Origin of the sequence: Pseudomonas sp. KB-10 (genome assembly GCF_018221585.1) — a bacterium.
Taxonomy (GTDB): Bacteria; Pseudomonadota; Gammaproteobacteria; order Pseudomonadales; family Pseudomonadaceae; genus Aquipseudomonas; species Aquipseudomonas yangonensis.
Genome location: NZ_QYYB01000003.1, coordinates 204,674 through 226,014 on the forward strand (window position 1 = coordinate 204,674; position 21,341 = coordinate 226,014).

The following is a 21,341-nucleotide window of genomic DNA, read 5'->3' on the forward strand; positions in this document are numbered from 1 at the left end:
GTCCCAGCGAACGAAGTGAGCGATTTGAGCGCATAGTTAGAACCTTACCTGACGGTGATTTTTTCTCTTACAAGTCTTGGTCCGTTCTCAGTGACAAGGGTAATGGCGTCCATCACTTTTTTGTAATGCTCTATAAGTGGCTCTGCGCTTATTTCAAGTTTTGCAATGTACATTGCTGATGCGAATATGTGATATTTGATTGCCATCAAAGCCATGTATAGAGAAAAATTGTACTGTTCAATGAAATGTGCCTCATCTAAACCGTCGACGCTTGCGCAAACTCGTGCGTAAATTTTGTTTAGTGCGTCCTCTGCATCATTGTGGGCCTGGGAGCAGAGAGCTGCATAGATGGTTCTATATCCAATCTCGTCGTTTATTGCGCGGAATCTGTCAAATATGCTTGGCCACTTTTCATTGATGTCATCAAAGCCAACTTGAACCAGCGAAAGAGACTCTCGGAGCATGTCTTCGTAATTGTTAAGAGCAATGTTTTTTTGATCTATTTTTTCAAAGTGATACTGTTTCAGCTCCTCGGAGTGGCTGCTGCTTGCTACGCTATTTTTCCAGTTGATGTTTTGTTTTCTTTCTGTCTCAAGGTGATTCTTAAAGTATGCAATTTGTTTGCTTAAAGAGTCGCCAAGACTTGTGTAGTGTAAATTTACTGCGCCTTCAATAGCTGTTCTGCACAGGGCTTCGCTTGACTGAAATTGGGCGATTAAAAAGCATCCAAGTACGCCACAGCAATACTCATAACTTCTTTCGTACATGTCGTGTAGTGAAGGCCAATAAACAAGATCCTCAAGGAGTGCCTTGTTTGATTCAAGCAGTTCTCTGGCTAATTTGTCCGTTGCTTCTAGGCGATATATTGCTTCATGGAGCGGGGCATTTAGCTCCATGTCGGACAAAAGTGTTCTTTTGGTTATAAATCCTCTAACTAATTCGTTCATTTTCATGGCGTGGTTCTAACAGTGTTTAGATGGATGGCGGTACTAATCCGATAGTAGAGTCTTCCATCTAGCTCCGCACCATCCCGTTTCGCTTCACACAAAAAATCTTTTCCAATCATTGCTTTACCGCTGTGCTCCGGCAGTCCGCTGTATTCGCTTGATCTCCTCTTTTTGCTCCAGTATGACGCCTGGCACACCACGCGGTGGATAACGCTTTTTTCATCCACCGTTTGCGATGGCTGTTCGGGTTACTGGCTATCGAAAGCCTCGCCGCTGAAGCGCCTCCCTCGGTGCGGTGGATGTTCCTTGACCTGTGGGAGGGGCTTTCGGCTCTGGCATCCTGCTTCGCTCTACCTCCTGCATCCATGCCGTCGTAGCCGCAACTGGTAGCGGGCAAAGCTCCCCGGATTTCATCCGGGCTACGAAAAATTCCAGCCTCGCTGTAACGCCCGCATTCCTGCCTCGTCCATTGCTGCGAGAGGGCCAATCCGGCCCCGTATTCGAAACAGATGGAGAGATGCCATGAAACAACTCAATACCCTGACTGCCACCCTGGGCGCTGCGCTGCTGACTTCCGTGGCCTTCACCGCCCACGCCGCCAGCAATCCTTTCGCTGCGCAGGAACTGGCCAGCGGCTACAGCCTGGCCGCTGCCGAGAAGGCGCAGGAAGGTTCCTGTGGCGAAGGCAAATGCGGTGGCGAGATGAAAGCCGACAAGGAAGGCAAGTGCGGCGAGGGCAAGTGTGGCGGCGAGAAGAAGGCCGACGCCGAGGGTAAATGCGGCGAAGGCAAGTGCGGCGGCGAGAAGAGCGAGTAAGGGCAAGGGGAGGACGGATCATGCACCTCGCAAACCTCACCGGCGCCGGTCTCGGCCTGCGTCGCGGGCTGCTCGCCGAGCTGATCGGCGATCATGCCAGCGGCGCCGACTTTCTCGAAGTGGCGCCGGAGAACTGGATCGGTGTCGGTGGCCGCCTGGGCAAGCAGTTGCGCGCCCTGAGCGAACGCCGGCCGCTGCTGTGCCATGGTCTGTCCCTCAACCTCGGCGGCTTCGCGCCGCTGAACCTGGAGTTACTGCACGCCATCAAGGGCTTTCTCGACTCGCATGGCGTGCTGGCCTACAGCGAACATCTGTCGGCCTGCGCCGACGATGGCCAGCTGTATGACCTGATGCCGCTACCGTTTTCCGAAGAGTCGGTGGTGCGCATCGCCGAGCGCGTGCGCATCGTGCAGGACGTGCTGGAAAGGCCGCTGATCATCGAGAACGTCTCGGCCTACGCGCGCCTGCCCGGTGAGCTGGATGAGGCGGATTTCGTTCGCGCCGTGCTGGAGCGTGCCGACTGCCAGCTGCTGCTGGACGTCAACAATGTCTACGTCAACAGCCTGAACTTCGGCTTCGATGCCGAAGCCTACATTGCCGCGATGCCCAGTGAGCGCATCGCCTATTTGCACGTCGCCGGTCACTACGATCAGGCGACAGACCTGAAGATCGACACCCATGGTGCGCCGGTGATCGACCCGGTGTGGGCAGTGCTGAGCAGCGCTTACGCGCAGCATGGCGTGCGACCGACGCTGCTGGAGCGCGACTTCAACTTCCCGCCGCTGGCCGAGCTGTATGCCGAGCTGGCGCATATCCGCAGCCTACAGACCGTGCAACCGCTGAGCAGGTACGGCACATGAGCGGCGTTCAGCAGCAGCGCGACTTCGCCGCACGTATTCGCCAGCCTGAGGCGCAGTTTTTGCTGCCGGGCATCACGGCCGAGCGCATGGCGGTCTACGAGGAACTGTTCTTCAACAATGTCGCCAGCCTGGTGGGCGGCGCCTTTCCGGTGCTGCGCGGGGTTCTCGGGGCCGAGCGCTGGCGGCGGCTGCTACGGGCGTTCTTCGCCGAGCATCGGGCGAGCACACCGTACTTTCTCGAGATCAGTCAGGAGTTCATTGCCTGGCTGCAGCAGGGCTATCGCGCCGAGCCTGACGACCCTGCGTTCATGATGGAGCTGGCCCATTACGAGTGGGTCGAGCTGGCGCTGGATGTCAGCGATGCGCAGTTGCCCGAGCGCGGTTGGTCGCCATTGGCCTGGCCGCTGGCCTATCGCTGGCCGGTGCAGAGGATCGGTGCCGACCACCAACCCACGCAGCCACCGGCCGAGCCGATCTGCCTGCTGGTCTGGCGTGACCGCCAGGATCAGGTGCGCTTCATGCAACTGGCGCCGTTCGCCTATCAGCTGGCGTTGCACCTGCAGGCCGGCGAGCCGCCTGGGCAGGCGCTACAGGCGCTGGCCACCGAGCACGGCCTGGCTGCCGACCACCATTACTTCACCAACGCCCGCGCGCTGCTGGATGACTGGCAGGCGCGAGATATCTGGTTTCCCTATTCCGAGGACTGACCGCCATGATCGCTCTGCTCAATCGCTTCCAGGACGCGCTGGAGGCTATCCGGCGCCTGGATTTTCTCGGCCCGCTGCTGCTGCGCCTGTATCTGGTGCCGGTGTTCTGGATGGCCGGCACGCAGAAGCTCAAGGACATCGAGGCCACTGCCGCCTGGTTCGGCAATCCGGATTGGGGCCTGGGCCTGCCGTTTCCCGAGCTGCTGGCCTGGGCAGCGGCGCTGACCGAGGCCGGTGGCGCCATTCTGCTGTTGTTCGGATTTGCCGTGCGCTGGATCAGCATCCCGCTGATCGTCACCATGCTGGTGGCGATCTTCGCCGTGCATTGGCCCTATGGTTGGCAGGCGATTGCCGACCCGTCCACGCCCTTCGCCAACGAGCGCGTGCTGGCGGCGGCGGAGAAACTCGAGCGGGCGCGCAGCATTCTGCGTGAGCACGGCAATTACGACTGGCTGACCGCCAGTGGCAAGTTCGTGGTGCTGAACAATGGCATCGAGTTCGCCGCCACCTACCTGGTGATGCTGGTGGCGTTGTTCTTCAGCGGGGCAGGGCGCTGGTTGAGCATCGATTACTGGCTCGCGCGACGTTTCCGAACTCCGCGCTAAGCAGGCCACTGAAAAACTACCTGCGTTGGCAATACTGCGTTAAAAACGACCTCAAAATGCTCATTTACAGCACGTAAACTGCGCTTTTTCGGTCGTTTTCGCCTTGTCTTGCCTGCCTCGCCTACGTTTTTCAGCGGCCTGCTAACCCAGCGGATTGTCGCGGCGCCGGCTCTCGCGAAACTCCCCCGGCGTCTGCCCGGTCCAGCCCTTGAAGCTGCGGTGGAAGGAGCGTGCCTCGGTGAAGCCGAGGTAGCAGGCGATGTCCTGGATCGCCAGGTCGCTGCGCAGCAGGTAGTGCTCGGCCAGTTCCTGGCGCAGCTCGTCGAGAATCTGCTGGTAGCTGGTGCCGGCCTGCTGCAGGTGGCGCTGCAGGGTGCGCACGGTCATGTCGAACTTCTCCGCCACCCGTTCCTTGCGCGGCAGGCCGTCCTTGAGCAGCAGGCGCAGGGCGTTCTTCACCCGTCGCGGCAGCGGCTCGTCCTCGTCCAGCCCGGCCATCAGCGCCAGGGCGTGTTCCTCCAGGGTGCGCAGCAGGTTGGCGTCGGCCTGGCGCAGCGGCACGCCGAGGTAGTCCAGCGGCACCAGCAGGGCGTTGCAGGGTTGCTCGAACAGTACCGGGCAGCCGAACAGCGCCTGGTATTCGGCCAGCTCGGTGCCGGCCGGTTGCGCGTGCTCGAACCAGACTTCGCGCGGCGAATGCTCGGAGTCGGCGATCCAGCGCGCGTACAGCAGCCAGGAGGCGAGCACGTTCTCCACCATGTGCCGGCGCACCTGCGGCGCCTGATGACGACAACTCCAGATCAGCCGCACGTGATCCTCGGCGGCTTCGAGACGGCTGGTGCCCATGTCGCCCACCAGTTTCTCGTACGGCACGATGCGGCCCATGGCTTCACCCAGGGTGGCGCAGTTCATGGCGATATAGCCGAGCACGCTCCACGAGCCGGGCTGCACGAAACGCGCGGCGTGCAGGCCGAACAGCGGGTCGCCGGACACCTCCAGCAGATGCGCGAGCAGGCGTTCGTGCACCTCGCTGGGAATCCGCTTGCCGTTGTCGGCCAGATCCTGCGCCTGGACACCGGCGGCCGCCAGCGCACGGTCGATATCCAGACCGAGTTGTTCGGCCTGGCGCAGGTACTTGAGCAGAGCGGGAACCGAGGTGTAGCCGAGGTTTTCCATGGATTCTTCTTGTTCTGCGAGGCCTGTCTTGATTGGCGATATGGCCTGTCCCGATTCGACAGTGACGGAAATCGGCGGCTGGCTAGTATAGGCAGCCATAAGTGCTGATCGGAATGGGGAATGCGATGCGACGCTGGAACGGATGGGGAGACGAAGCGACCGAAGTGGAACTGCCGGCCCATGGCGAGGCCTTTCTCGCCGAGCTGATCGGGCCGGGGCAGCGCCTGGCCGACGCCAGCCTGCAGGACGTGCTGGCGCGCGTGCCGGCCTCGCGTCTGGCCCCGCATCCGCTGATCAGCGTTGATGCCGAAGTGCGCGTGCGCCATGCCCGTGGCCAGAGCCTGCCGGACTGGCTGGCGATGCGCTCCGGCGAGTTCGGCCTGTTTCCCGATGGCGTCGCCTGCCCGGAAAGCGCCGAGCAGATCCGCGAGCTGCTGGCCTGGGCACAGAAGCATGACGTCACCCTGATCCCCTACGGCGGCGGCACCTCGGTGGCCGGCCACATCAACCCGCAGGCCGGGCAGCGCCCGGTGCTGACCCTGTCGCTGGAGCGCATGACGCGCCTGCTGGATATCGACGAGGACAGCCTGATCGCCACCTTCGGCCCTGGCGCCAACGGCCCGCAGGTGGAAAGCCAGTTGCGCGCGCGCGGCTATACGCTGGGCCACTTCCCGCAGTCCTGGGAGCTGTCGACCCTCGGCGGCTGGGTCGCCAGCCGCTCCAGCGGTCAGCAGTCGCTGCGCTACGGGCGCATCGAGCAACTGTTCGCCGGCGGCAAGCTGGAAACCTTCGCCGGCACTTTGGAGATTCCCACCTTCCCGGCGTCGGCCGCCGGCCCCGATCTGCGCGAGCTGGTGCTGGGGTCGGAAGGGCGCTTCGGGGTGATCTCCGAGGTGCGCGTGCGCATCAGTCGCCTGGCCGAGCAGGAGCGTTTCTATGCGGTATTCCTGCCCAGCTGGCAGCAGGCGCTGAGCGCCATTCGTACGCTGGCCCAGGCGCGCGTGCCGCTGTCCATGCTGCGCCTGTCCAACGCCATCGAAACCCGTACCCAGCTGGCCCTGGCCGGCCATCCCCAGCAGATCGCCCTGCTGGAGAAGTACCTGGCGCTGCGCGGCGCCCGTGACGAGAAATGCATGCTGACCTTCGGTGTCACCGGCAGCCGGGTACAGAACGCCGCCTCGCTGAAACAGACGCGGCGCCTGCTGAAAGGCTTTGGCGGGGTGTTCACCGGCACCCTGCTGGGCAAGAAGTGGGAGCACAACCGCTTTCGCTTCCCCTATCTGCGTCACGGTCTGTGGGAGCGCGGCTACCTGGTGGACACCCTGGAAACCGCCACCGACTGGTCCAACGTCGACAACCTGTTGAACAAGGTCGAGGCCAGCCTGCGTGACGAGCTGACCGGGGAGGGCGAGCGGGTGCACGTGTTCACCCACCTGTCGCACGTCTACGGCGAGGGTTCGAGCATCTACACCACCTACGTGTTCCGCCCCGGCGCCGACTACGCCGAGGCGATGGCGCGCTGGCAGCGGCTCAAGGCGGCGGCCAGCCGCACCATCGCCGAGAATCGCGGCACCATCAGCCATCAGCACGGCGTCGGTCGTGACCACGCACCTTATCTGGCGGCGGAGAAGGGCGAGCTGGGCATGGCTACGCTGCGCAGCCTGGCCACGCATTTCGACCCGGAGCAGCGCCTGGCTCCCGGCGTGCTGTTGCAGGATTGAGCATGGAACTTTGGAACGCCCGCTGGCGCGAGCGTGCGCTGCCCGAGCTGGCCGCGTATGACTGGGATCTGCTGGTGATCGGCGGCGGCATCTGCGGCGCCGGCATCCTGCGGGAGGCGGCGCGGCGTGGCTGGCGTTGCCTGCTGCTGGAGCAGCGCGACTTCGCCTGGGGCACTTCCAGTCGCTCGTCGAAGATGGTCCATGGCGGCCTGCGCTACGTCGCCAAGGGCCAGCTGGGGCTGACCCGCGACTCGGTGCGCGAGCGCCAGCGCCTGCTCGGCGAGGCGCCGGGGCTGGTGGAGCCGCTGAGTTTCGTCATGCCGCATTACCGCGGCGGCTTCCCTGGGCCGAAGGTATTCGGCGGCCTGCTGAGCCTGTACGACGCCCTGGCCGGCAAGCGCAACCATCTGTTTTACCCGCTGCAGCAGCTGCGTTACCTGGCGCCGGGCATTAGTGAAGATGGTCTGCTCGGTGGCACGCGCTTCTTCGACGCGGTGACCGACGATGCCCGCCTGGTGCAGCGCGTGCTGGGCGAAGCGCGAGCCGAAGGTGCAGAGGCGCTCAATGGCATGCGTGTGGTCGAGCTGCTGCGCGAGGCGGGGCGTGTGGTTGGCGTACTGGCCGAGGATATCGAGACGGGCAACCGCTACCGCCTGTGCAGCCGCGCCGTGGCCCAGGCTACCGGCGCCTGGGCCGATCGCCTGCGTCAGCCTGGCAATGGCCGCATCCGTCCGCTGCGCGGCAGCCACCTGCTGCTGCCGGTCTGGCGCCTGCCGGTGGCGCATGCCTTCAGCTTTATGCACGCAGCCGATGGCCGGCCGGTGTTCGTCTTCCCCTGGGAGGGCGCGACGGTGATCGGCACCACCGATCTGGATCATGCGGACGATCTGGACACCGAGGCGGCGATCAGCAAGGAGGAGGTCGATTACCTGCTAGCCGCCTGTGCCCAGCAATTTCCGTGCGCCGAAGTGACGCGCGGCGACGTGCTGTCGACCTGGGCCGGCGTGCGCCCGGTGGTGAGCGATGGCAGCGCCGGGCTGAAACCCTCGGACGAGAAGCGCGAACACGCGTTATGGATCGAACCAGGCAGCGTGACCCTGGCTGGCGGCAAGCTGACCACCTTTCGCCTGCTGGCGCTGGAGGTACTGCGCGCCTGCGCGGGCTTTGTCGGCAAAGCGGTGGACGATCAGGGCGGCGCGGTCTTCGCTTCGAGTACACCGACACCGATGCCGGCATTGACTCCGGCGCAGCAACGCCGGCTGGCCGGCCGCCATGGCCGCCAGCTGGGCGAGGTGCTGCGTCTTATCGACGAGGTGGGCGGCGATTGCGTCGCGGGTACGAACACCCTGTGGGCCGAGCTGGCCTGGGCCGCCGAGGGCGAGCTGGTGCTGCACCTGGACGACCTGCTGCTGCGCCGCACGCGCCTGGGCCTGCTCTTGGCCGAAGGCGGCCGCGCCGAACTGCCGCGCATCCGCGCGCTGTGCCAGCCGCGCCTGGGTTGGAACGATGCACGCTGGCAGCAGGAAGAGACGGATTACCTGGCGTTGTGGCGGCGTTGCTATAGCCTGCCGGATGACAGCGAATGACGTGCGTAGGGTGCACCGTGGGCACTGGCAATCCACTGCTACCCGGGCCTGTCGCTTGTAGCCCGGATGCAATCCGGGGATGAACGACGATGCAGCTCCCGGATTTCATCCGGGCTACGTAGCTAGATTGCGGCAACTCCGATCAGCTCCCTCTCCCGCTTGCGGGAGAGGGTTGGGGAGAGGGAAGGCGTTTATTCGCAGGCCACCTGGCTCAGACGGAACACCCTCTCCCCCGGCCCCCGCTCTGCGCCCCAGCCCTTCGCAGAGCTCAGGGCGCTTCAGCGGGCGAAGCAGTGCTTCGCTATTTCCGCTTACGCCCCATAAATGGGAGAGGGGAGACATAACAAAAGGACCACACCTTGAGCGAACCAAGCTACCTGCTGAGCATCGACAACGGCACCCAGAGCGTGCGAGCGCTGCTGTTCGATACCCAAGGCAACCTGCTAGCCAAGGGCAAGGTCGAGCTTGACCCCTATTTCTCCAGCCAGCCGGGCTGGGCCGAGCAGGACCCGGAATACTACTGGGCCAGCCTCGGCGAGGCCTGCCGGCTGCTGTGGCAGCAGGTGAATATCGACCGCCGCCTGATCCGCGGCGTCGCCGTCACCACTCAGCGTGGCAGCATCATCCATGTCGACGAGCAGGGTGCGCCGCTGCGCGCGGCGATTCTCTGGCTCGACCAGCGCCGCGCCGAGGTGCAGGGACGGATCAAGGGCCCCTGGGGCTGGCTGTTCAAGCTGGCGCGGGCCGAGGAGGCGGTGGATCACTTCCGCGCCCAGGCCGAGGTCAACTGGGTGGCTCAGCATCAGCCGGACATCGCGAATCGCGCGCATAAGGTGCTGTTGCTCTCGGGTTTTCTCACCCAGCGCCTGTGCGGCCGCTTCGTCGATTCCACCAGCAGCTGCGTGGCCTACCTGCCGTTCGACTACAAGCGCCTGCGCTGGGCCGCGCCTGGCGACTGGAAATGGCAGGCGCTGAAGGTGCGCCCCGAGCAACTGCCCGAGCTGTACAGGCCGGGCGAGCGACTGGGCAGCATCACGGCCTTCGCCAGCCGTCATACCGGTATTCCGAAAGGCCTGCCGTTGATTGCCGCCGGCGCCGACAAGGCGTGCGAAGTGCTCGGCTCCGGCGCGCTGGAGGCCAGCACGGCCTGCCTGTCCTACGGAACCACCGCGACCATCAACACCACACGCAGTCGCTATCTGGAAACCATCCGGCTGATCCCGCCTTACCCGGCGGCATTGCCGGATCATTTCAACACCGAGGTGATGATCTATCGCGGCTTCTGGATGGTCAGCTGGTTCAAGCGCGAGTTCGGCCTGCGCGAAATGCAGCGCGCCGAGGCACTGGGCGTGCCGCCCGAGGCGCTGTTCGACGAGCTGGTCAACGCAGTGCCGCCCGGCTCCATGGGGCTGATGCTGCAGCCTTACTGGACGCCGGGCATCCGCGAGCCGGGCCTGGAGGCCAAGGGTTCGATCATCGGTTTTGGCGACGTGCACACCCGCGCGCATCTGTATCGGGCGATTCTGGAGGGATTGGCCTACGCCCTGCGTCAGGGCAAGGAGCGCATCGAGAAGCGCGCCGGCACCCGTATCGAGCGCCTGCGCGTATCAGGTGGCGGCTCACAGAGCGATGCGGCGATGCAGCTGACCGCCGATATCTTCGGCCTGCCGGCCGAGCGTCCGCATCTGTACGAGACCAGTGGGCTGGGCGCGGCGATCAACTGCGCGGTGGGCCTGGGGCTGCACGCCGATTACCCGAGCGCCATCGCCGCCATGACCCGCGTCGGCCAGGTGTTCCAGCCGAACCCGGAGGCACAGCGCGTTTACCAGCAGCTCTACGGGCAGGTCTATCAGCGCATGTACCGTCAGCTCAAACCGCTGTACCAGCGCATTCGCAAGATCACCGGTTATCCGGCGTGAGTTGAGTGAAGGGATTTGTGGGAGGGGCCGGGCGGCGCTCCGCTTTAGCCGCGACCGAGGCTATCTGGATCGCGGCTAAAGCCCCTCCTACAGAAAACAAGTCGCCCACCAGAGCGGAGGGCGATTGGTTTGGCATCAGGCGACATCCACCAGCACGATCTCGCTGTCTTCCTGGGCCTCGACGCGGATCAGCGCTTCATCGGCGATGGCCACGCCATCACGTGCCTTGGCCGCTACGCCGTTGACTGTGAAGGCGCCGGTGGCGCCCACCAGATAGGCCTTGCGACCCGGCTGCAGTACGTACTCGGCGCTTTGCCCGGCCTTGATCGTGGCCGCTACCAGGCGTGCGTCAGTGCGGATGCGCAGGGCATCGACGTCTTCCTCGTAACCGCTGGCCAGGGTGACGAAGGCTCCGGAGCGATCGCCTTTGGGGAACGGCTTGGCCCCCCAGGACGGCGGCAACCCGGCCTGGTTCGGCTGGATCCAGATCTGGAAGATCCTGGTGGTCTCGTCCTCCAGGTTGTACTCGCTGTGGGCGATGCCGGTGCCGGCGCTCATCACCTGCACGTCGCCGGCTTCGGTACGGCCCTTGTTGCCCAGGTTGTCCTCGTGGCTGATCGCCCCTTCGCGAACGTAGGTGATGATTTCCATGTCGCGGTGCGGATGCGGCGGGAAGCCCGAATGCGGGGCGATCTCGTCGTCGTTCCAGACGCGCAGGCGGCCCCAGTTCATCCGCTCGGCGTCATAGTATTCAGCGAACGAGAAATGGTGGCGGGCATTCAGCCAGCCGTGATGAGCGCCACCGAGTTGTTCGAACGGACGTACATCGATCATGGTCAATCCTCCAGTCATGCACGAGGTCAGTCCCGTGCAATGTCGATGGATAAATATTCCTTTTTGATTGATCGATTTAAAAGCGCAATATTTGCAGTTTAACTATCTATTTATTTGATTAATTTTGGCGGGAGGCACGCACTAGTCTTTCGTCTATCCGTTTCAAGGAGGACTGCGATGCGCGAGCGCAAGGCCTGGCTGATTCTGCATGGCAAGCAGGCGTTGAACGAGGAGGTGAGGGCGGCGGTGAACGGTCTGCGCGAGCGTGGCTGGGATCTGGCGGTGCGTCTGACCTGGGAAGGTGGTGATGCCGAACGTCTGGTGCACGAAGGGCTGGCGGCCGGTTACCCGACCCTGATCGCTGGTGGTGGTGATGGCACGCTGCGTGATGTGGTCGAGGCATTGGTCAAGGCCCGCAGTGAGGCCAGCCTGGCCCTGTTGCCGCTGGGTACGGCCAACGACTTCGCCCACGCAGCGGGCGTCCCGCTGACGCCCGCTGCGGCATTGGCGCTGCTGGAAGTGGAGCCCGTAGCGGTGGATGTCGGCATGGCCGGCGATCGCGCCTTTCTCAATATGGCCACCGGTGGCTTCGGCTCCAATGTCACGGCCAATACCTCGGAAGACCTCAAGAAAGTCTTGGGTGGTGCCGCCTACCTGCTGACAGGGCTTAGCCGCTTCTCTGAAGTGCGTGCCGCTGCGGGCCGTTTTCATGGGCCTGACTTCGAATGGCAAGGCGAATTTCTCGCCCTCGGTATCGGCAATGGCCGTCAGGCCGGCGGCGGGCATCTGCTTTGCCCGGATGCGACCATCGATGATGGCCTGCTGGATGTCAGCATCGTGCCCGCAGCGCAGGACGTGGTGAGCACGCTCGGCACGCTGCTGACTGGCGGCATGCATGGCTTGCAGAGCGTTGCGATCAGTGCGCGGCTGCCCTGGCTGGAGGTGGAGGCACTGGAAGGCCTGGATCTGAATCTTGACGGGGAGCCCACGCAAAGCACGCAGCAGCGTTTCGAGGCATGTCCGGCGGCACTGCGTCTGCACCTGCCACCGGCTTGTCCGCTGCTGGGGAAGCGGTCTGAACGCGCGCTCAGTCGTCCGGACTGATGATGCCCTCGCGTACCGCATAGAGCACCAGGCTGGGCACGTCGTGGATCTGTAGACGCTTCATGATCTGCGCCCGATGCGCCTCGACGGTCTTCACGCTCAGCCCAAGGCCGTTGGCGATGGAACGGGTCGATTCGCCACGGGTGATCAGACGCAGAATTTCCAGCTGGCGTTGGGTCAGGCCGTGCTCGGAATGGGCATTGACCTTGGAGACCGCCTGCTCGATCACCGGTTGCACGATGGCCGAACTGAGGTAACGATCGCCGCGGCGCACCGCCTCCAGCGCCATGCGCAGTTCGAACGCTGCGGCGTCTTTCAGCAGATAACCGTGAGCGCCTTTCTGCAGGGCCTCGAGCACCACCTCGGGGCCGGTGTGCATGGAGAGGATCAGCACCTTGCAATCCGGCGAACGGCGATTGAGTACCTGCAGGGCCTCCAGGCCACTGACGCGCTTCATGGAAATGTCCAGCAGGATGATGTCGGGCTCCAGTTCACAAGCCAGTTCCACCGTCTCTTTGCCGTCTTCGGCCTCGCCGACGATGGTGTAGTCGGCGATGTCCTGGATCATCGCGCGTACACCGGCGCGGATGAGGGCATGGTCGTCCGCCAGCAGCACGCGACAGGTCATGGCAGCACCGTCATGGCCGCGATAGGGAAAAGGGGAAAGCAACACACATGTGAGCGCTCCTTTTTCGGTCGGACAGATGTCCGAGGTTCCAGAGTGAGCGGCCAACCGATGGTGATAGGGACTTGGGTCCAGATTCAGGCTGTGAGAGTCGAGTGGCTGCCCCTGCTTCAGGGTAGACCATTCTCGGCCGATGTCAGTTCGGGGCCTGACGTCCGTCGCTTCTGGTCGTGTCGCTGCGCCCGAATTGCTCGATGAGCCTGGGGATGCCTTGCAGCGACTCGCTGCTCTGCGCTGCTCCCATACGCAGGGCCTCCTTGGGCATGCCGAACACCACGCAACTGGCTTCGTCCTGAGCGACGGTACGCGAGCCCGCCTCACGCATGCACAGCAGACCGCGTGCGCCGTCATCACCCATACCGGTCATGATCACGCCCAGGGCGTTGTGCCCGGCATGTCTGGCCACCGAGCGGAACAGTACGTCCACCGATGGGCGATGACGGTTGACCGGCGGTCCGTCGATCACCTCGACGAAGTACTGTGCACCGCTGCGTTTGAGTTGCATGTGGCGGCCACCTGGCGCCACCAGCGCCAGGCCGGGACGTACGCGGTCCATATGTCGCGCCTCGCGTACCTCGATGGCGCAGACGCTGTCCAGGCGCTGGGCGAAGGCGGCGGTGAACTTCTCCGGCATGTGCTGCACGATGACGATGCCGGGGCAGTCGACCGGTAGTTGGCGCAGCACCACTTCCAGGGCCTGGGTACCGCCCGTGGACGTGCCCAGCGCCACCACCCGGTCGGTGGTGGTCAGGTGGACAGCCGCGGCGCGCTCGCTCTTCAGCGGCGTGACCGGGGCAGCTTCGACGGCCTTGCGTGGCATGGCGCGGGGTTGGCTGCGCGCGGCGATCTCGATTTGTCGAATCAGATCGCCGGACATCTGCTGCAGGCTTTCCCGCAGGCCCAGCCTGGCCTTGGTGAACACACCGACCGCACCAGCCGAGAGTGCATCCAGGGTCACAGCCGCGCCGGCCTCGGTCAGGGTGGAGCAGATGATCGCCGGCGTGGGGCGCTCGGCCATGATCTTGCGCAGGAAGGTGATGCCGTCCATGCGCGGCATCTCCACGTCCAGCACCAGCACGTCGGGCCACTGCTTGTGCATCTTCTCCAGGGCGAACAGCGGGTCGGCGGCCTGGCCGATCACCTGAATGCCGGGATGGCTGTCCAGGCAGGCCGTCAGTACCTGGCGCACCAGCGCCGAGTCGTCGACGATAAATACCTTGATCAGGGCAGCGCTGGCCATCTTGGCACTCCAGGCAATGACATCATTGGCGCTCGAAGACCGACGGGCGCAGGGTTCGCAGTGGCAGGCCGAAACCGTGCAGGCTTTCGGCGTGGCCGATGAACAACAGGCCGCCCGGACGCAGGCGTTCGAGCAGGCGGGTGACGATCTCGCGCTTTTGCTCGGCGCCGAAGTAGATCAGTACGTTGCGCAGGAAGATCACGTCGAATGGACCGATACCATGGGCGAGAGGACGCATCAGATTGACTTCGGCGAAGGTAACCCGGTGGCGCAACGGCTGGCTGATGCGCAGCAACCCCTCGCTTTCCTCCACGCCGCGTAGGCAATGACGCTTGAGCCAGCCAGGGGGGAACTGCCCGGCCTGGTCCATGGAATAGGTGGCGGTGCGTGCCCGCTCCAGCACCCGGCGACTGATATCGCTGGCAAATACCGACCAGTCCTGAGTGCGGGCGTGCTCGGCCACGGTCATCGCCATGCTGAAAGCCTCTTCGCCGGAGGAGCTGGCCGCGCTCCACAGGTGCAGAGGGCGGCGCTGATTGGCTACCCACTCGCCCAGTACCCTGAAGTGCTGCGGCTCACGGAAGAAATAGGTCTCGTTGGTGGTCAGCAGGTCGATTACGGTACGCCGCTCATCCGCTGATTCGGGGCGATTGAGCAGTTGCAGATACTGGCTGTAGTCCTGCAGCTCCAGTGAGCGCAGTCGGCCCATCAGCCGCCCGGCGACCAGGGTGCGCTTCTGCTCGGCCATGCGGATGCCCGATGCCTCCAGCATCATGCGCTGGAGGAAGCGGAAATCCTGATCGTTGAGCTTGGGCAGATTACCGGTGGGCATCAATTGGCCTGCTGGGCGAGGCTCAACTGGCGGATATCGTCGAGCGACAGTACCCGACGCACGTCGATGATGATGGTAAACCCCCCATTGTCGCGGGCCATGCCGGCGATGAAATCGGTACGGATGCCGGCGCCGAAAGGCGGCGCCTGCTCGACCTCGCCCGGCTCGATGTCGAGCACCGCGTCGACCGCATCGACCACCAGACCGATGCGTTGCTGCTGTTCATCCAGATTGAGCTCGATGATCACGATGCAGGTGCGCTTGCCGGGGCGGGTCAGCTCGAAGCCGAAGCGCGCGGCCAGGTCCAGCACCGGCACCACGTTGCCGCGCAGGTTGATCACGCCGTGGATGAAGCTCGGCATCATCGGCACCGTGGTCACCTGGCCGTACTCGATGATCTCCCGCACCAGTTCGATGGGCAGGGCGTAGCGGGCATCGCGCACACGAAACGACAGATGTTGCACGCTATCCGGCGGCGCCGCCTGCTGGCCGGCTTGAAGACTGTTCATGCCAGGGGCCTCAGTTGAAGTTGACGAACTGGCCTTCATCGGCCGGGGCCGCGGGCGTCTTGCGTTCGCTGTTGCGGCGCAGCTCGCGCACGTTGCTCGGGCCGCGCTCGTCGCGCCGCGGTGCCTTGGCCGTGCTGCTGGAGCCCAGACGGAAGTAGCTGATCAGCTCCTGCAGCTGGCTGGCCTGGGCATTCATTTCCTCGGCGGTGGCGGCCAACTCCTCGGAGGCCGACGCGTTCTGCTGGGTGATCTGGTTCATCTGGCCCATGGCGATATTGATCTGCCCAGCGCCGCTGCTCTGTTCCTGCGAGGCGGCAGTGATCTCCTGCACAAGATCGGAGGTTTTCTGAATGTTCGGCACGATCTGGTCGAGCAGGGCGCCGGCCTGTTCGGCCAGGTGCACGCTGTTGCTGGCCACGCCGCCGATTTCCTGGGCGGCGACCTGGCTGCGTTCGGCGAGCTTGCGCACCTCGGCCGCCACCACCGCGAAGCCCTTGCCGTGGTCGCCGGCACGCGCCGCTTCGATGGCTGCGTTGAGGGCCAGCAGATTGGTCTGGTAGGCGATGTCGTCGATGATGCCGATCTTGTCGGCGATCTGTTTCATCGCCTGGACCATGTCGCGCACGGCCTGGCCGCCCTGTACGGCGTCGTTGGCCGCCTTGCCGGCGATGCCGTCGGTGATCTGCGCGCTTTCGGTGTTCTGCGCGATGGAGGCAGACATCTGCTCCACCGACGCGGTGGTTTCCTCGACGCTGGCAGCCTGCTCGGTGGCCGCCTGGCTCAGCGACTGCGAAGTGGCGCTGACTTCCTCGGAGGCCGAGGACAGCGAGTCGGCGGCGCTGCGTACGTCGGCCATCACGGTGCGCAGACGTTCGGTCATGTGTTGCATCGAAGCGAGCAGGCGGCCGGTTTCGTCACGGCTGTCGACTTCGACATTGACCGTCAGGTCGCCCTCGGCAAGGCTGTTGGCCACGCCAACCGCGCGGTTCAGAGGCCTTGAGATGGAGCGGGTGATGAAGATGCCGATGGCAAAGCCAAGCGCTGCGGCAATCAGAATCAGAACGATCATCTGGGTGCGCGAACTGATGTAGATCTGGTTGATCTGCTGATTGGCATCGCGGGCCCGCTCGCGCTTGTGGCCGACCACCTCGCTGAGCAGGTTGTCGATGATCTCGCCGCGGCGCGCCAGCTCGGGCATCTGTGCGCTGATGCCGGTTTCCGTGGCCAGGGCGCCGGAAGCCAGGTAGGACCGAAGCAGTTGCTCCAGCAGCACGGCGTAGTCATTCAGCGGATCGTCCAGACGATCCACGTAGGCCTTGCCTTCTGCGGTGAGGAAGGAGTTCTTGGATTGCTCCACCAGCGCCTTGGTGTCGCCCAGGGCCTTGAATGCGCGGTTGGCGGCAGCGTCGCGTGCTGCCTCGTCACTGGCCAGCAGCGCGGCGCGCAGCGAGCGACCGGCGACGATCAGCTGGGTGTTGGCTTCCTGCAGCGCGTTCAGGCCGAGCATGTCGTTCTCGTACATGCGGTCGGACAGATGGCTGACTTCGGCCAGGTTGCGAATGCCCATCATGCCGATGGCGACCGTGAGGATCACCACCAGGGTAAAGCCGGCGATCAGCCTGACGCCGATCTTGAGATTGCGGATGAATTGCATGGTGGGTTACTCCTCAGGAGCCACTGATGTCGATACGGGATTGGCGAAAGTTGCCGGTACTGGCTTCAACCTGGTTCTGCAGGTGGCGGAACAGGCTGGGGATATCCAGGATGAGGGCGACCTGCCCGCTGCCCAGGATGGTCGAACCGCCTATGCCCTGCAGATGCTGGAACAGCAGGCCCAGCGGTTTGATCACGGTTTGCAGTTCGCCGTGCAGGTTGTCGACCACCAGCCCGGCCTGTTGCCGGCCAAAATTGACTACCACGATGTTGCGGCGCTTGCTGTGACTGATCGGCAGCTCGAAGTGCGCCGCCAGGGAAATGCACGGCAGTGGTTTGCCGCGCAGGGTCAGGTAACCGTAGGTGCTGTCGCCGAGTTGTTCGGCGTCCATTTCCAGGCACTCGGTGACCATGTCCAGGGGAACTACGAAGTATTCGTTGCCGAGGCTGATCAGGAAACCGTCGATGATCGCCAGGGTCAGCGGCAGGCGGATGCGGAACGTACAGCCGGCACCCAGCACCGAGTCGATCTCGATGGTGCCGCGCAGGCCGTCGATGACGCTGCGCACCACATCCATGCCAACGCCGCGGCCTGAGAGATCGGAGACGCTGTCGGCGGTGGAGAAACCGGCGGCGAACACCAGCGCGTGGATGTCCTGTTCGGCGAGGTTGGCCTGCGCATCGATCAGGCCACGGTCGATCGCCTTCTGGCGGATACGCTCGGTATTCAGACCGCGACCGTCGTCGGCCACTTCGATGACGATCATCCCGGACTCGTGATAGGCATTGAGCTGCAGCTGGCCCTCGGCCGGCTTGCCTGCAGCCAGGCGCTGCTCGGCCGACTCGATGCCGTGATCGATGGCATTGCGCACCAGGTGGGTGAGCGGGTCGGCAAGCTTGTCGATCACCGACTTGTCCAGCTCGGTATCGGCGCCGCGGATCTGCAGGCGAATGTTCTTGCCCAGTTGCTGGCTGACGTCGCGCACCACCCGATGGAAGCGGTTGAAGGTGTCGCCGATCTCGATCATGCGCAGTTTCAGCGCCGCCTCGCGGATCTGCTCGACGTGCTGGTTGACGCTCTGGGTGCTCTCCACGCAGGCGGCATCGCCATGGGCCTGCGCGCGTAGCTGGGCGCCGGCGGCACTGATCACCAGCTCGCCGACCAGGTTGATCAGCTCGTCGAGCTTGTGCGCTGCGACGCGTATCTGAGTGCTTTCCTGGCTGCGTTTCTCGCGAACCGACTGCTGTTTGGCCAGGGCGGCATTGACCACTTGTGGCGGGACCATGCCTTCCTCCACCAGCAGACTGCCCAATGGCGGCTTTTCCGCTTCGGTCTTTGCCTGCAGGGCCAGGCCCTGATTCAGCTCGTGTTCGGTGAGCAGGCCGCTGGCGATCAGGATGCTGCCGATACGCTGATCGGTTTCCGGCAGTTCCTGAATCAGGCGCAGATAATCCTCCTGCGCGCTGTTGGGCGGCAGGATGCGCAGGGTGCAGAAGTCATGGATGAACTCGAACACCTCTTCGATTTCGAGCTTGCTGGCCTCGCTGCACAGATCGATTTCCAGACCGATGTAGCAGCTTTCCGGATCCATTTCGGCCAGCGAGGGCAGGGCCTCGTCGATGACTTCGAGGCGAAGTATGTCGCCCAGACGAGACAGGTACCGAACGAAGGAGGCGGGATCGAAACCGTTGCGTAGCAGATCGGCTTCGAATCGCAGGGAAATATGCCAGGCACCATCTGTGTCGCAGCTTGCGCAACGGGCGAAACGGCCTCGTTGCGCGCACTTGGCAGGAGACGAGTCAACAGCAATGACCTCAGGCTCGATGCGTGCGGGAGCACCATAGGCCGCCAGCGCGGCGATCAGCTCGTTCTGGTGGGTCTCGTCCACCGGCAGCTCACCGGTATCGGCATCGATCAGCCCCACCATGCTGGCGATCTCGTCCAGGCAGCGCAGCATCAGCGAGATCAGCGCTGGCTCGAGCTTGCGCTGGCCGTCGCGGACCGACATCAGCAGGCTTTCCAGGTGATGGGTGAAGCTGACCAGCGGTGTCAGCGAGAACAGCCCGGCGGAGCCCTTGAGGGTGTGCATGGCGCGAAACAGGCCATTGACGGCATCCTCGTCCTCGGGCGTCTGGTCCAGCTGCAGCAGGTACTCCTCGGCCTGTTTGATCAGGTCGCCGGCTTCGTCGATGAAACCTCGGAGCAACTGGCTCCATTGTTCTCCATTGAGCATCTGTGCCTCCGGCTCAGGCTTGCGCCGCGGGGTTGGCAGGAAGGAGCGAATGCAGGTGCAGTACCTCCAGCAGCTCGCGCGGACCTTCGGCGGCACTGAGCACTTCCAGGCGTGTCTGGCGCTCGCTCAACTGCCGCTGCAGGGCCAGCAACAGCTGGGCGCCGGCGCTGTCCATCTCCTCCAGCCGATCCATGACGAGTTGCCAGTGACCGCCTTCGCTGCTGCCCGTCAACGCAGCCAGAAGCGCCTCGTGGGCCTGGCGCACCTCGTAGATGGTCAGGCTGCCGATCAGTGTCAGGCGTTCGGGCTGCTGCTGCGGCTCGTGAATGAGTTCGAACATGTCAGCTGGCCAGCTTGTCCACGGCCGCCAGCAGTTGCTGTGGCTGGAATGGCTTGACGATCCAGGCCTTGGCACCGGCGGCCTGGCCTTCGGCTTTCTTGCCCTGTTCGCTTTCGGTGGTGAGCATGACGATGGGGGTGAAGCGATATTCGTTGCGCGCCTTCACTTCCTTGACCAGGCCGATGCCGTCGAGGTTGGGCATGTTCACGTCGCTGATGATCAGATTGATCTTCTGCCCGTTGAGCTTGCTCAGGGCATCGCGCCCGTCCACCGCTTCGATCACGGTATGGCCGGCGCCGGAAAGGGTCATCTTCACCAGTTGGCGCATTGAGAGTGAGTCGTCGACGATCAGAATGGTCTTGGCCATGCCGGGTTGCTCCTTGGCAAATCAGAAAAAGGTCACGTCGTCTTGCTGCTTGGTGCTGCGCCGGCCACCGTGGCGTTCTTCGTCGGTGGTGAAGCGGTCGCGCAGTTCGCGCAGCCAGCGCGTCGGGTTGGCGAGAATGCCGTCCTGCTCGCGTACCGCCTTCTGCAGGCGGTCGAGATCGATCTGCAGGTGGTCGAGCATCTGGTCGGTGCGGTCCTGGAATTGCAGGCTGACGATGATTTCCTGAATGTCTGCCTGGGTGGTGCGGGCGTCCTGCTGCAGCTGCAGCGAGCTGCTGGACAGTTCATCGAGGTTGGCGCTGAGGCGCTGCATCACTTCGCCGGCGACCTGGTCCAGATAGTCGAGATTGCTCTTCTCGCTGCCCGACAGTTCCTCGGCGGCTGTTACCGTGGCGCGAATTGCCTGGTTGATTTCACCAACCTTCTCGCCCATGCGCTGGCCGGTCTCGGCCGACAGGCTGGAGAGCTTGCGCACTTCGTCGGCGACCACCGAGAAGCCTCGGCCATGTTCGCCGGCGCGCGCCGCCTCGATGGCGGCATTGAGCGCGAGCAGGTTGGTTTGACTGGCGATGTCCTGCACCAGCTTGGACATCTTCTGCAGCTCGCTGGCATAACTGTCCAGGTGGGCGATGGTGCCGAGCAGCTCGGTCTTGCGCGCGCTCGCTCCATGGAACGAGGCGATGACTTCGTCCAGGCGCCGATGTGCCTCGCGCAGGTTGGCAGTCACGCCGCCGCCGCCGATGGCCTGCTCGGAGCTGTTCAGCGTCTGCTCCAGACGGCCGCTGAGCCCGGCGAAGCGCTCGAACAGACGCTGGATATTTTCCTGCACCAGCTGGCGCACGTGACCGAGGTTCTGGCTCCAAGCCGGCAGCACCTCCAGCAACAGTGGTTCGACGCTGGCAGGTTGCGTCGCGTCGACAGGAGCTTCATCTATGCTTGCAGCATTGCGCGCGGCAACCGGGCGCGCCGGGCGGTTAAAGCACGCGGCCAGTGCGCTCAGCGCACAGCCTGCGCCAGCCAGCCAGGGCATGCCGCTAAGAAGTCCGGCAAGGCTGACGGCGATTCCTGTCCATAGGGCGGTGTAGGCGATCACGTGGCGGATCTCTATCGGAAGTGAGGATGTAGCAACGATAGAGACGGGGGAGTTTTTGCGGTATCGGGGGCTCCCCTAGATGCCCCTAGGGGC

The 21,341-nt window shown here is 63.8% G+C and carries 20 protein-coding genes; 8 read left to right on the forward strand and 12 right to left on the reverse strand.

Annotation, left to right across the window (positions count from 1 at the left end):
• Window positions 1–44: 44 nt before the first annotated feature.
• Window positions 45–953 (reverse strand): DUF5677 domain-containing protein, encoded by a 909-nt coding sequence (locus DXK50_RS09475; protein ID WP_212630144.1) that lies wholly within the window; start codon window positions 951–953, stop codon window positions 45–47.
• A 516-nt stretch (window positions 954–1,469) separates the two neighbouring features.
• Between DXK50_RS09475 and DXK50_RS09480 the strand changes: the two genes are divergently transcribed.
• The 4 genes from DXK50_RS09480 to DXK50_RS09495 are packed head-to-tail and all read left to right on the forward strand — an operon-like array spanning window position 1,470 to window position 3,935.
• Window positions 1,470–1,763, forward strand: a complete 294-nt coding sequence (locus DXK50_RS09480; protein WP_003245323.1) for an HvfA family oxazolone/thioamide-modified RiPP metallophore — start codon at window positions 1,470–1,472, stop codon at window positions 1,761–1,763.
• Between the two features lie 20 nt (window positions 1,764–1,783).
• Window positions 1,784–2,623: an HvfB family MNIO-type RiPP peptide maturase gene (locus DXK50_RS09485; protein ID WP_212630145.1), complete on the forward strand. Its 840-nt coding sequence runs from the start codon at window positions 1,784–1,786 to the stop codon at window positions 2,621–2,623.
• Window positions 2,620–3,330, forward strand: a complete 711-nt coding sequence (locus DXK50_RS09490; protein WP_212630146.1) for an HvfC family RiPP maturation protein — start codon at window positions 2,620–2,622, stop codon at window positions 3,328–3,330. Before DXK50_RS09485 ends, DXK50_RS09490 begins: the two co-directional genes overlap by 4 nt.
• A gap of 5 nt (window positions 3,331–3,335) precedes the next feature.
• On the forward strand, window positions 3,336–3,935 hold the full coding sequence (locus DXK50_RS09495; protein WP_212630147.1) for an HvfX family Cu-binding RiPP maturation protein: 600 nt from the start codon (window positions 3,336–3,338) through the stop codon (window positions 3,933–3,935).
• Window positions 3,936–4,076: 141 nt separating this feature from the next.
• On the opposite strand, the gene gliR is transcribed toward DXK50_RS09495, so the two are convergent.
• Window positions 4,077–5,111, reverse strand: coding sequence for an AraC family transcriptional regulator GliR (gene gliR, locus DXK50_RS09500; protein ID WP_003245315.1), 1,035 nt, complete (start codon window positions 5,109–5,111; stop codon window positions 4,077–4,079).
• 125 nt (window positions 5,112–5,236) lie between these two features.
• Here gliR and DXK50_RS09505 point away from each other — a divergent pair, with 125 nt between their 5' ends.
• The 3 genes from DXK50_RS09505 (at window position 5,237) to DXK50_RS09515 (ending at window position 10,337) form a co-directional block, all read left to right on the forward strand.
• The gene (locus tag DXK50_RS09505) at window positions 5,237–6,832 is read left to right on the forward strand and encodes an FAD-binding oxidoreductase (RefSeq protein WP_212630148.1); all 1,596 of its coding nucleotides are present in this window, start codon (window positions 5,237–5,239) and stop codon (window positions 6,830–6,832) included.
• 2 nt (window positions 6,833–6,834) lie between these two features.
• Window positions 6,835–8,418: a glycerol-3-phosphate dehydrogenase/oxidase gene (locus tag DXK50_RS09510; protein ID WP_212630149.1), complete on the forward strand. Its 1,584-nt coding sequence runs from the start codon at window positions 6,835–6,837 to the stop codon at window positions 8,416–8,418.
• Window positions 8,419–8,777: 359 nt separating this feature from the next.
• Window positions 8,778–10,337, forward strand: a complete 1,560-nt coding sequence (locus DXK50_RS09515) for an FGGY-family carbohydrate kinase (protein WP_212630150.1) — start codon at window positions 8,778–8,780, stop codon at window positions 10,335–10,337.
• 135 nt (window positions 10,338–10,472) lie between these two features.
• Here the strand turns inward: DXK50_RS09515 and DXK50_RS09520 are convergent, their stop codons facing one another.
• Complete coding sequence (locus DXK50_RS09520; RefSeq protein WP_161866502.1) at window positions 10,473–11,171, reverse strand: pirin family protein; 699 nt, start codon at window positions 11,169–11,171, stop codon at window positions 10,473–10,475.
• Window positions 11,172–11,348: 177 nt separating this feature from the next.
• Here DXK50_RS09520 and yegS point away from each other — a divergent pair, with 177 nt between their 5' ends.
• Window positions 11,349–12,275, forward strand: a complete 927-nt coding sequence (gene yegS / locus DXK50_RS09525) for a lipid kinase YegS (protein ID WP_212630151.1) — start codon at window positions 11,349–11,351, stop codon at window positions 12,273–12,275.
• Here the strand turns inward: yegS and DXK50_RS09530 are convergent.
• The 9 genes from DXK50_RS09530 to DXK50_RS25160 form a co-directional block, all read right to left on the reverse strand.
• The gene (locus tag DXK50_RS09530) at window positions 12,259–12,903 is read right to left on the reverse strand and encodes a response regulator (protein WP_161866619.1); all 645 of its coding nucleotides are present in this window, start codon (window positions 12,901–12,903) and stop codon (window positions 12,259–12,261) included. The two genes, yegS and DXK50_RS09530, sit on opposite strands and share 17 nt — an antisense overlap.
• 193 nt (window positions 12,904–13,096) lie before the next feature.
• Complete coding sequence (locus DXK50_RS09535) at window positions 13,097–14,200, reverse strand: protein-glutamate methylesterase/protein-glutamine glutaminase (protein ID WP_212630152.1); 1,104 nt, start codon at window positions 14,198–14,200, stop codon at window positions 13,097–13,099.
• 22 nt (window positions 14,201–14,222) lie between these two features.
• Window positions 14,223–15,032: a CheR family methyltransferase gene (locus tag DXK50_RS09540; RefSeq protein WP_161866499.1), complete on the reverse strand. Its 810-nt coding sequence runs from the start codon at window positions 15,030–15,032 to the stop codon at window positions 14,223–14,225.
• Window positions 15,032–15,541 carry a chemotaxis protein CheW gene (locus tag DXK50_RS09545; RefSeq protein ID WP_212630153.1) on the reverse strand — a complete coding sequence of 170 codons (510 nt, stop codon included), beginning with the start codon at window positions 15,539–15,541 and terminating at the stop codon, window positions 15,032–15,034. The genes DXK50_RS09540 and DXK50_RS09545 overlap by 1 nt, the downstream gene beginning before the upstream one ends.
• Before the next feature lie 10 nt (window positions 15,542–15,551).
• Entirely contained in the window at window positions 15,552–17,195 is a 1,644-nt protein-coding gene (locus DXK50_RS09550; RefSeq protein WP_212630154.1) for a methyl-accepting chemotaxis protein, read from the reverse strand.
• A gap of 13 nt (window positions 17,196–17,208) precedes the next feature.
• The gene (locus DXK50_RS09555) at window positions 17,209–19,428 is read right to left on the reverse strand and encodes a chemotaxis protein CheA (RefSeq protein ID WP_212630155.1); all 2,220 of its coding nucleotides are present in this window, start codon (window positions 19,426–19,428) and stop codon (window positions 17,209–17,211) included.
• Between the two features lie 13 nt (window positions 19,429–19,441).
• Window positions 19,442–19,768, reverse strand: coding sequence for an STAS domain-containing protein (locus DXK50_RS09560; protein ID WP_161866495.1), 327 nt, complete (start codon window positions 19,766–19,768; stop codon window positions 19,442–19,444).
• Window position 19,769: 1 nt separating this feature from the next.
• Window positions 19,770–20,135, reverse strand: coding sequence for a response regulator (locus DXK50_RS09565; protein WP_003245288.1), 366 nt, complete (start codon window positions 20,133–20,135; stop codon window positions 19,770–19,772).
• Between the two features lie 21 nt (window positions 20,136–20,156).
• A complete protein-coding gene (locus DXK50_RS25160) occupies window positions 20,157–21,185 on the reverse strand; it encodes a methyl-accepting chemotaxis protein (RefSeq protein WP_283088677.1) in 1,029 nt (342 codons plus the stop codon).
• Window positions 21,186–21,341 lie beyond the last annotated feature (156 nt).

What these genes read in the sequence shown, in the direction of transcription:
- DXK50_RS09475 (WP_212630144.1), bottom strand. Translation starts at nt 953, where the DNA reads ATGAAAATGAACGAATTAGTTAGAGGATTTATAACCAAAAGAACACTT.
- DXK50_RS09480 (WP_003245323.1), top strand. Translation starts at nt 1,470, where the DNA reads ATGAAACAACTCAATACCCTGACTGCCACCCTGGGCGCTGCGCTGCTG.
- DXK50_RS09485 (WP_212630145.1), top strand. Translation starts at nt 1,784, where the DNA reads ATGCACCTCGCAAACCTCACCGGCGCCGGTCTCGGCCTGCGTCGCGGG.
- DXK50_RS09490 (WP_212630146.1), top strand. Translation starts at nt 2,620, where the DNA reads ATGAGCGGCGTTCAGCAGCAGCGCGACTTCGCCGCACGTATTCGCCAG.
- DXK50_RS09495 (WP_212630147.1), top strand. Translation starts at nt 3,336, where the DNA reads ATGATCGCTCTGCTCAATCGCTTCCAGGACGCGCTGGAGGCTATCCGG.
- gliR (WP_003245315.1), bottom strand. Translation starts at nt 5,111, where the DNA reads ATGGAAAACCTCGGCTACACCTCGGTTCCCGCTCTGCTCAAGTACCTG.
- DXK50_RS09505 (WP_212630148.1), top strand. Translation starts at nt 5,237, where the DNA reads ATGCGACGCTGGAACGGATGGGGAGACGAAGCGACCGAAGTGGAACTG.
- DXK50_RS09510 (WP_212630149.1), top strand. Translation starts at nt 6,835, where the DNA reads ATGGAACTTTGGAACGCCCGCTGGCGCGAGCGTGCGCTGCCCGAGCTG.
- DXK50_RS09520 (WP_161866502.1), bottom strand. Translation starts at nt 11,171, where the DNA reads ATGATCGATGTACGTCCGTTCGAACAACTCGGTGGCGCTCATCACGGC.
- yegS (WP_212630151.1), top strand. Translation starts at nt 11,349, where the DNA reads ATGCGCGAGCGCAAGGCCTGGCTGATTCTGCATGGCAAGCAGGCGTTG.
- DXK50_RS09530 (WP_161866619.1), bottom strand. Translation starts at nt 12,903, where the DNA reads ATGACCTGTCGCGTGCTGCTGGCGGACGACCATGCCCTCATCCGCGCC.
- DXK50_RS09535 (WP_212630152.1), bottom strand. Translation starts at nt 14,200, where the DNA reads ATGGCCAGCGCTGCCCTGATCAAGGTATTTATCGTCGACGACTCGGCG.
- DXK50_RS09540 (WP_161866499.1), bottom strand. Translation starts at nt 15,032, where the DNA reads ATGCCCACCGGTAATCTGCCCAAGCTCAACGATCAGGATTTCCGCTTC.
- DXK50_RS09545 (WP_212630153.1), bottom strand. Translation starts at nt 15,541, where the DNA reads ATGAACAGTCTTCAAGCCGGCCAGCAGGCGGCGCCGCCGGATAGCGTG.
- DXK50_RS09550 (WP_212630154.1), bottom strand. Translation starts at nt 17,195, where the DNA reads ATGCAATTCATCCGCAATCTCAAGATCGGCGTCAGGCTGATCGCCGGC.
- DXK50_RS09555 (WP_212630155.1), bottom strand. Translation starts at nt 19,428, where the DNA reads ATGCTCAATGGAGAACAATGGAGCCAGTTGCTCCGAGGTTTCATCGAC.
- DXK50_RS09560 (WP_161866495.1), bottom strand. Translation starts at nt 19,768, where the DNA reads ATGTTCGAACTCATTCACGAGCCGCAGCAGCAGCCCGAACGCCTGACA.
- DXK50_RS09565 (WP_003245288.1), bottom strand. Translation starts at nt 20,135, where the DNA reads ATGGCCAAGACCATTCTGATCGTCGACGACTCACTCTCAATGCGCCAA.
- DXK50_RS25160 (WP_283088677.1), bottom strand. Translation starts at nt 21,185, where the DNA reads ATGCCCTGGCTGGCTGGCGCAGGCTGTGCGCTGAGCGCACTGGCCGCG.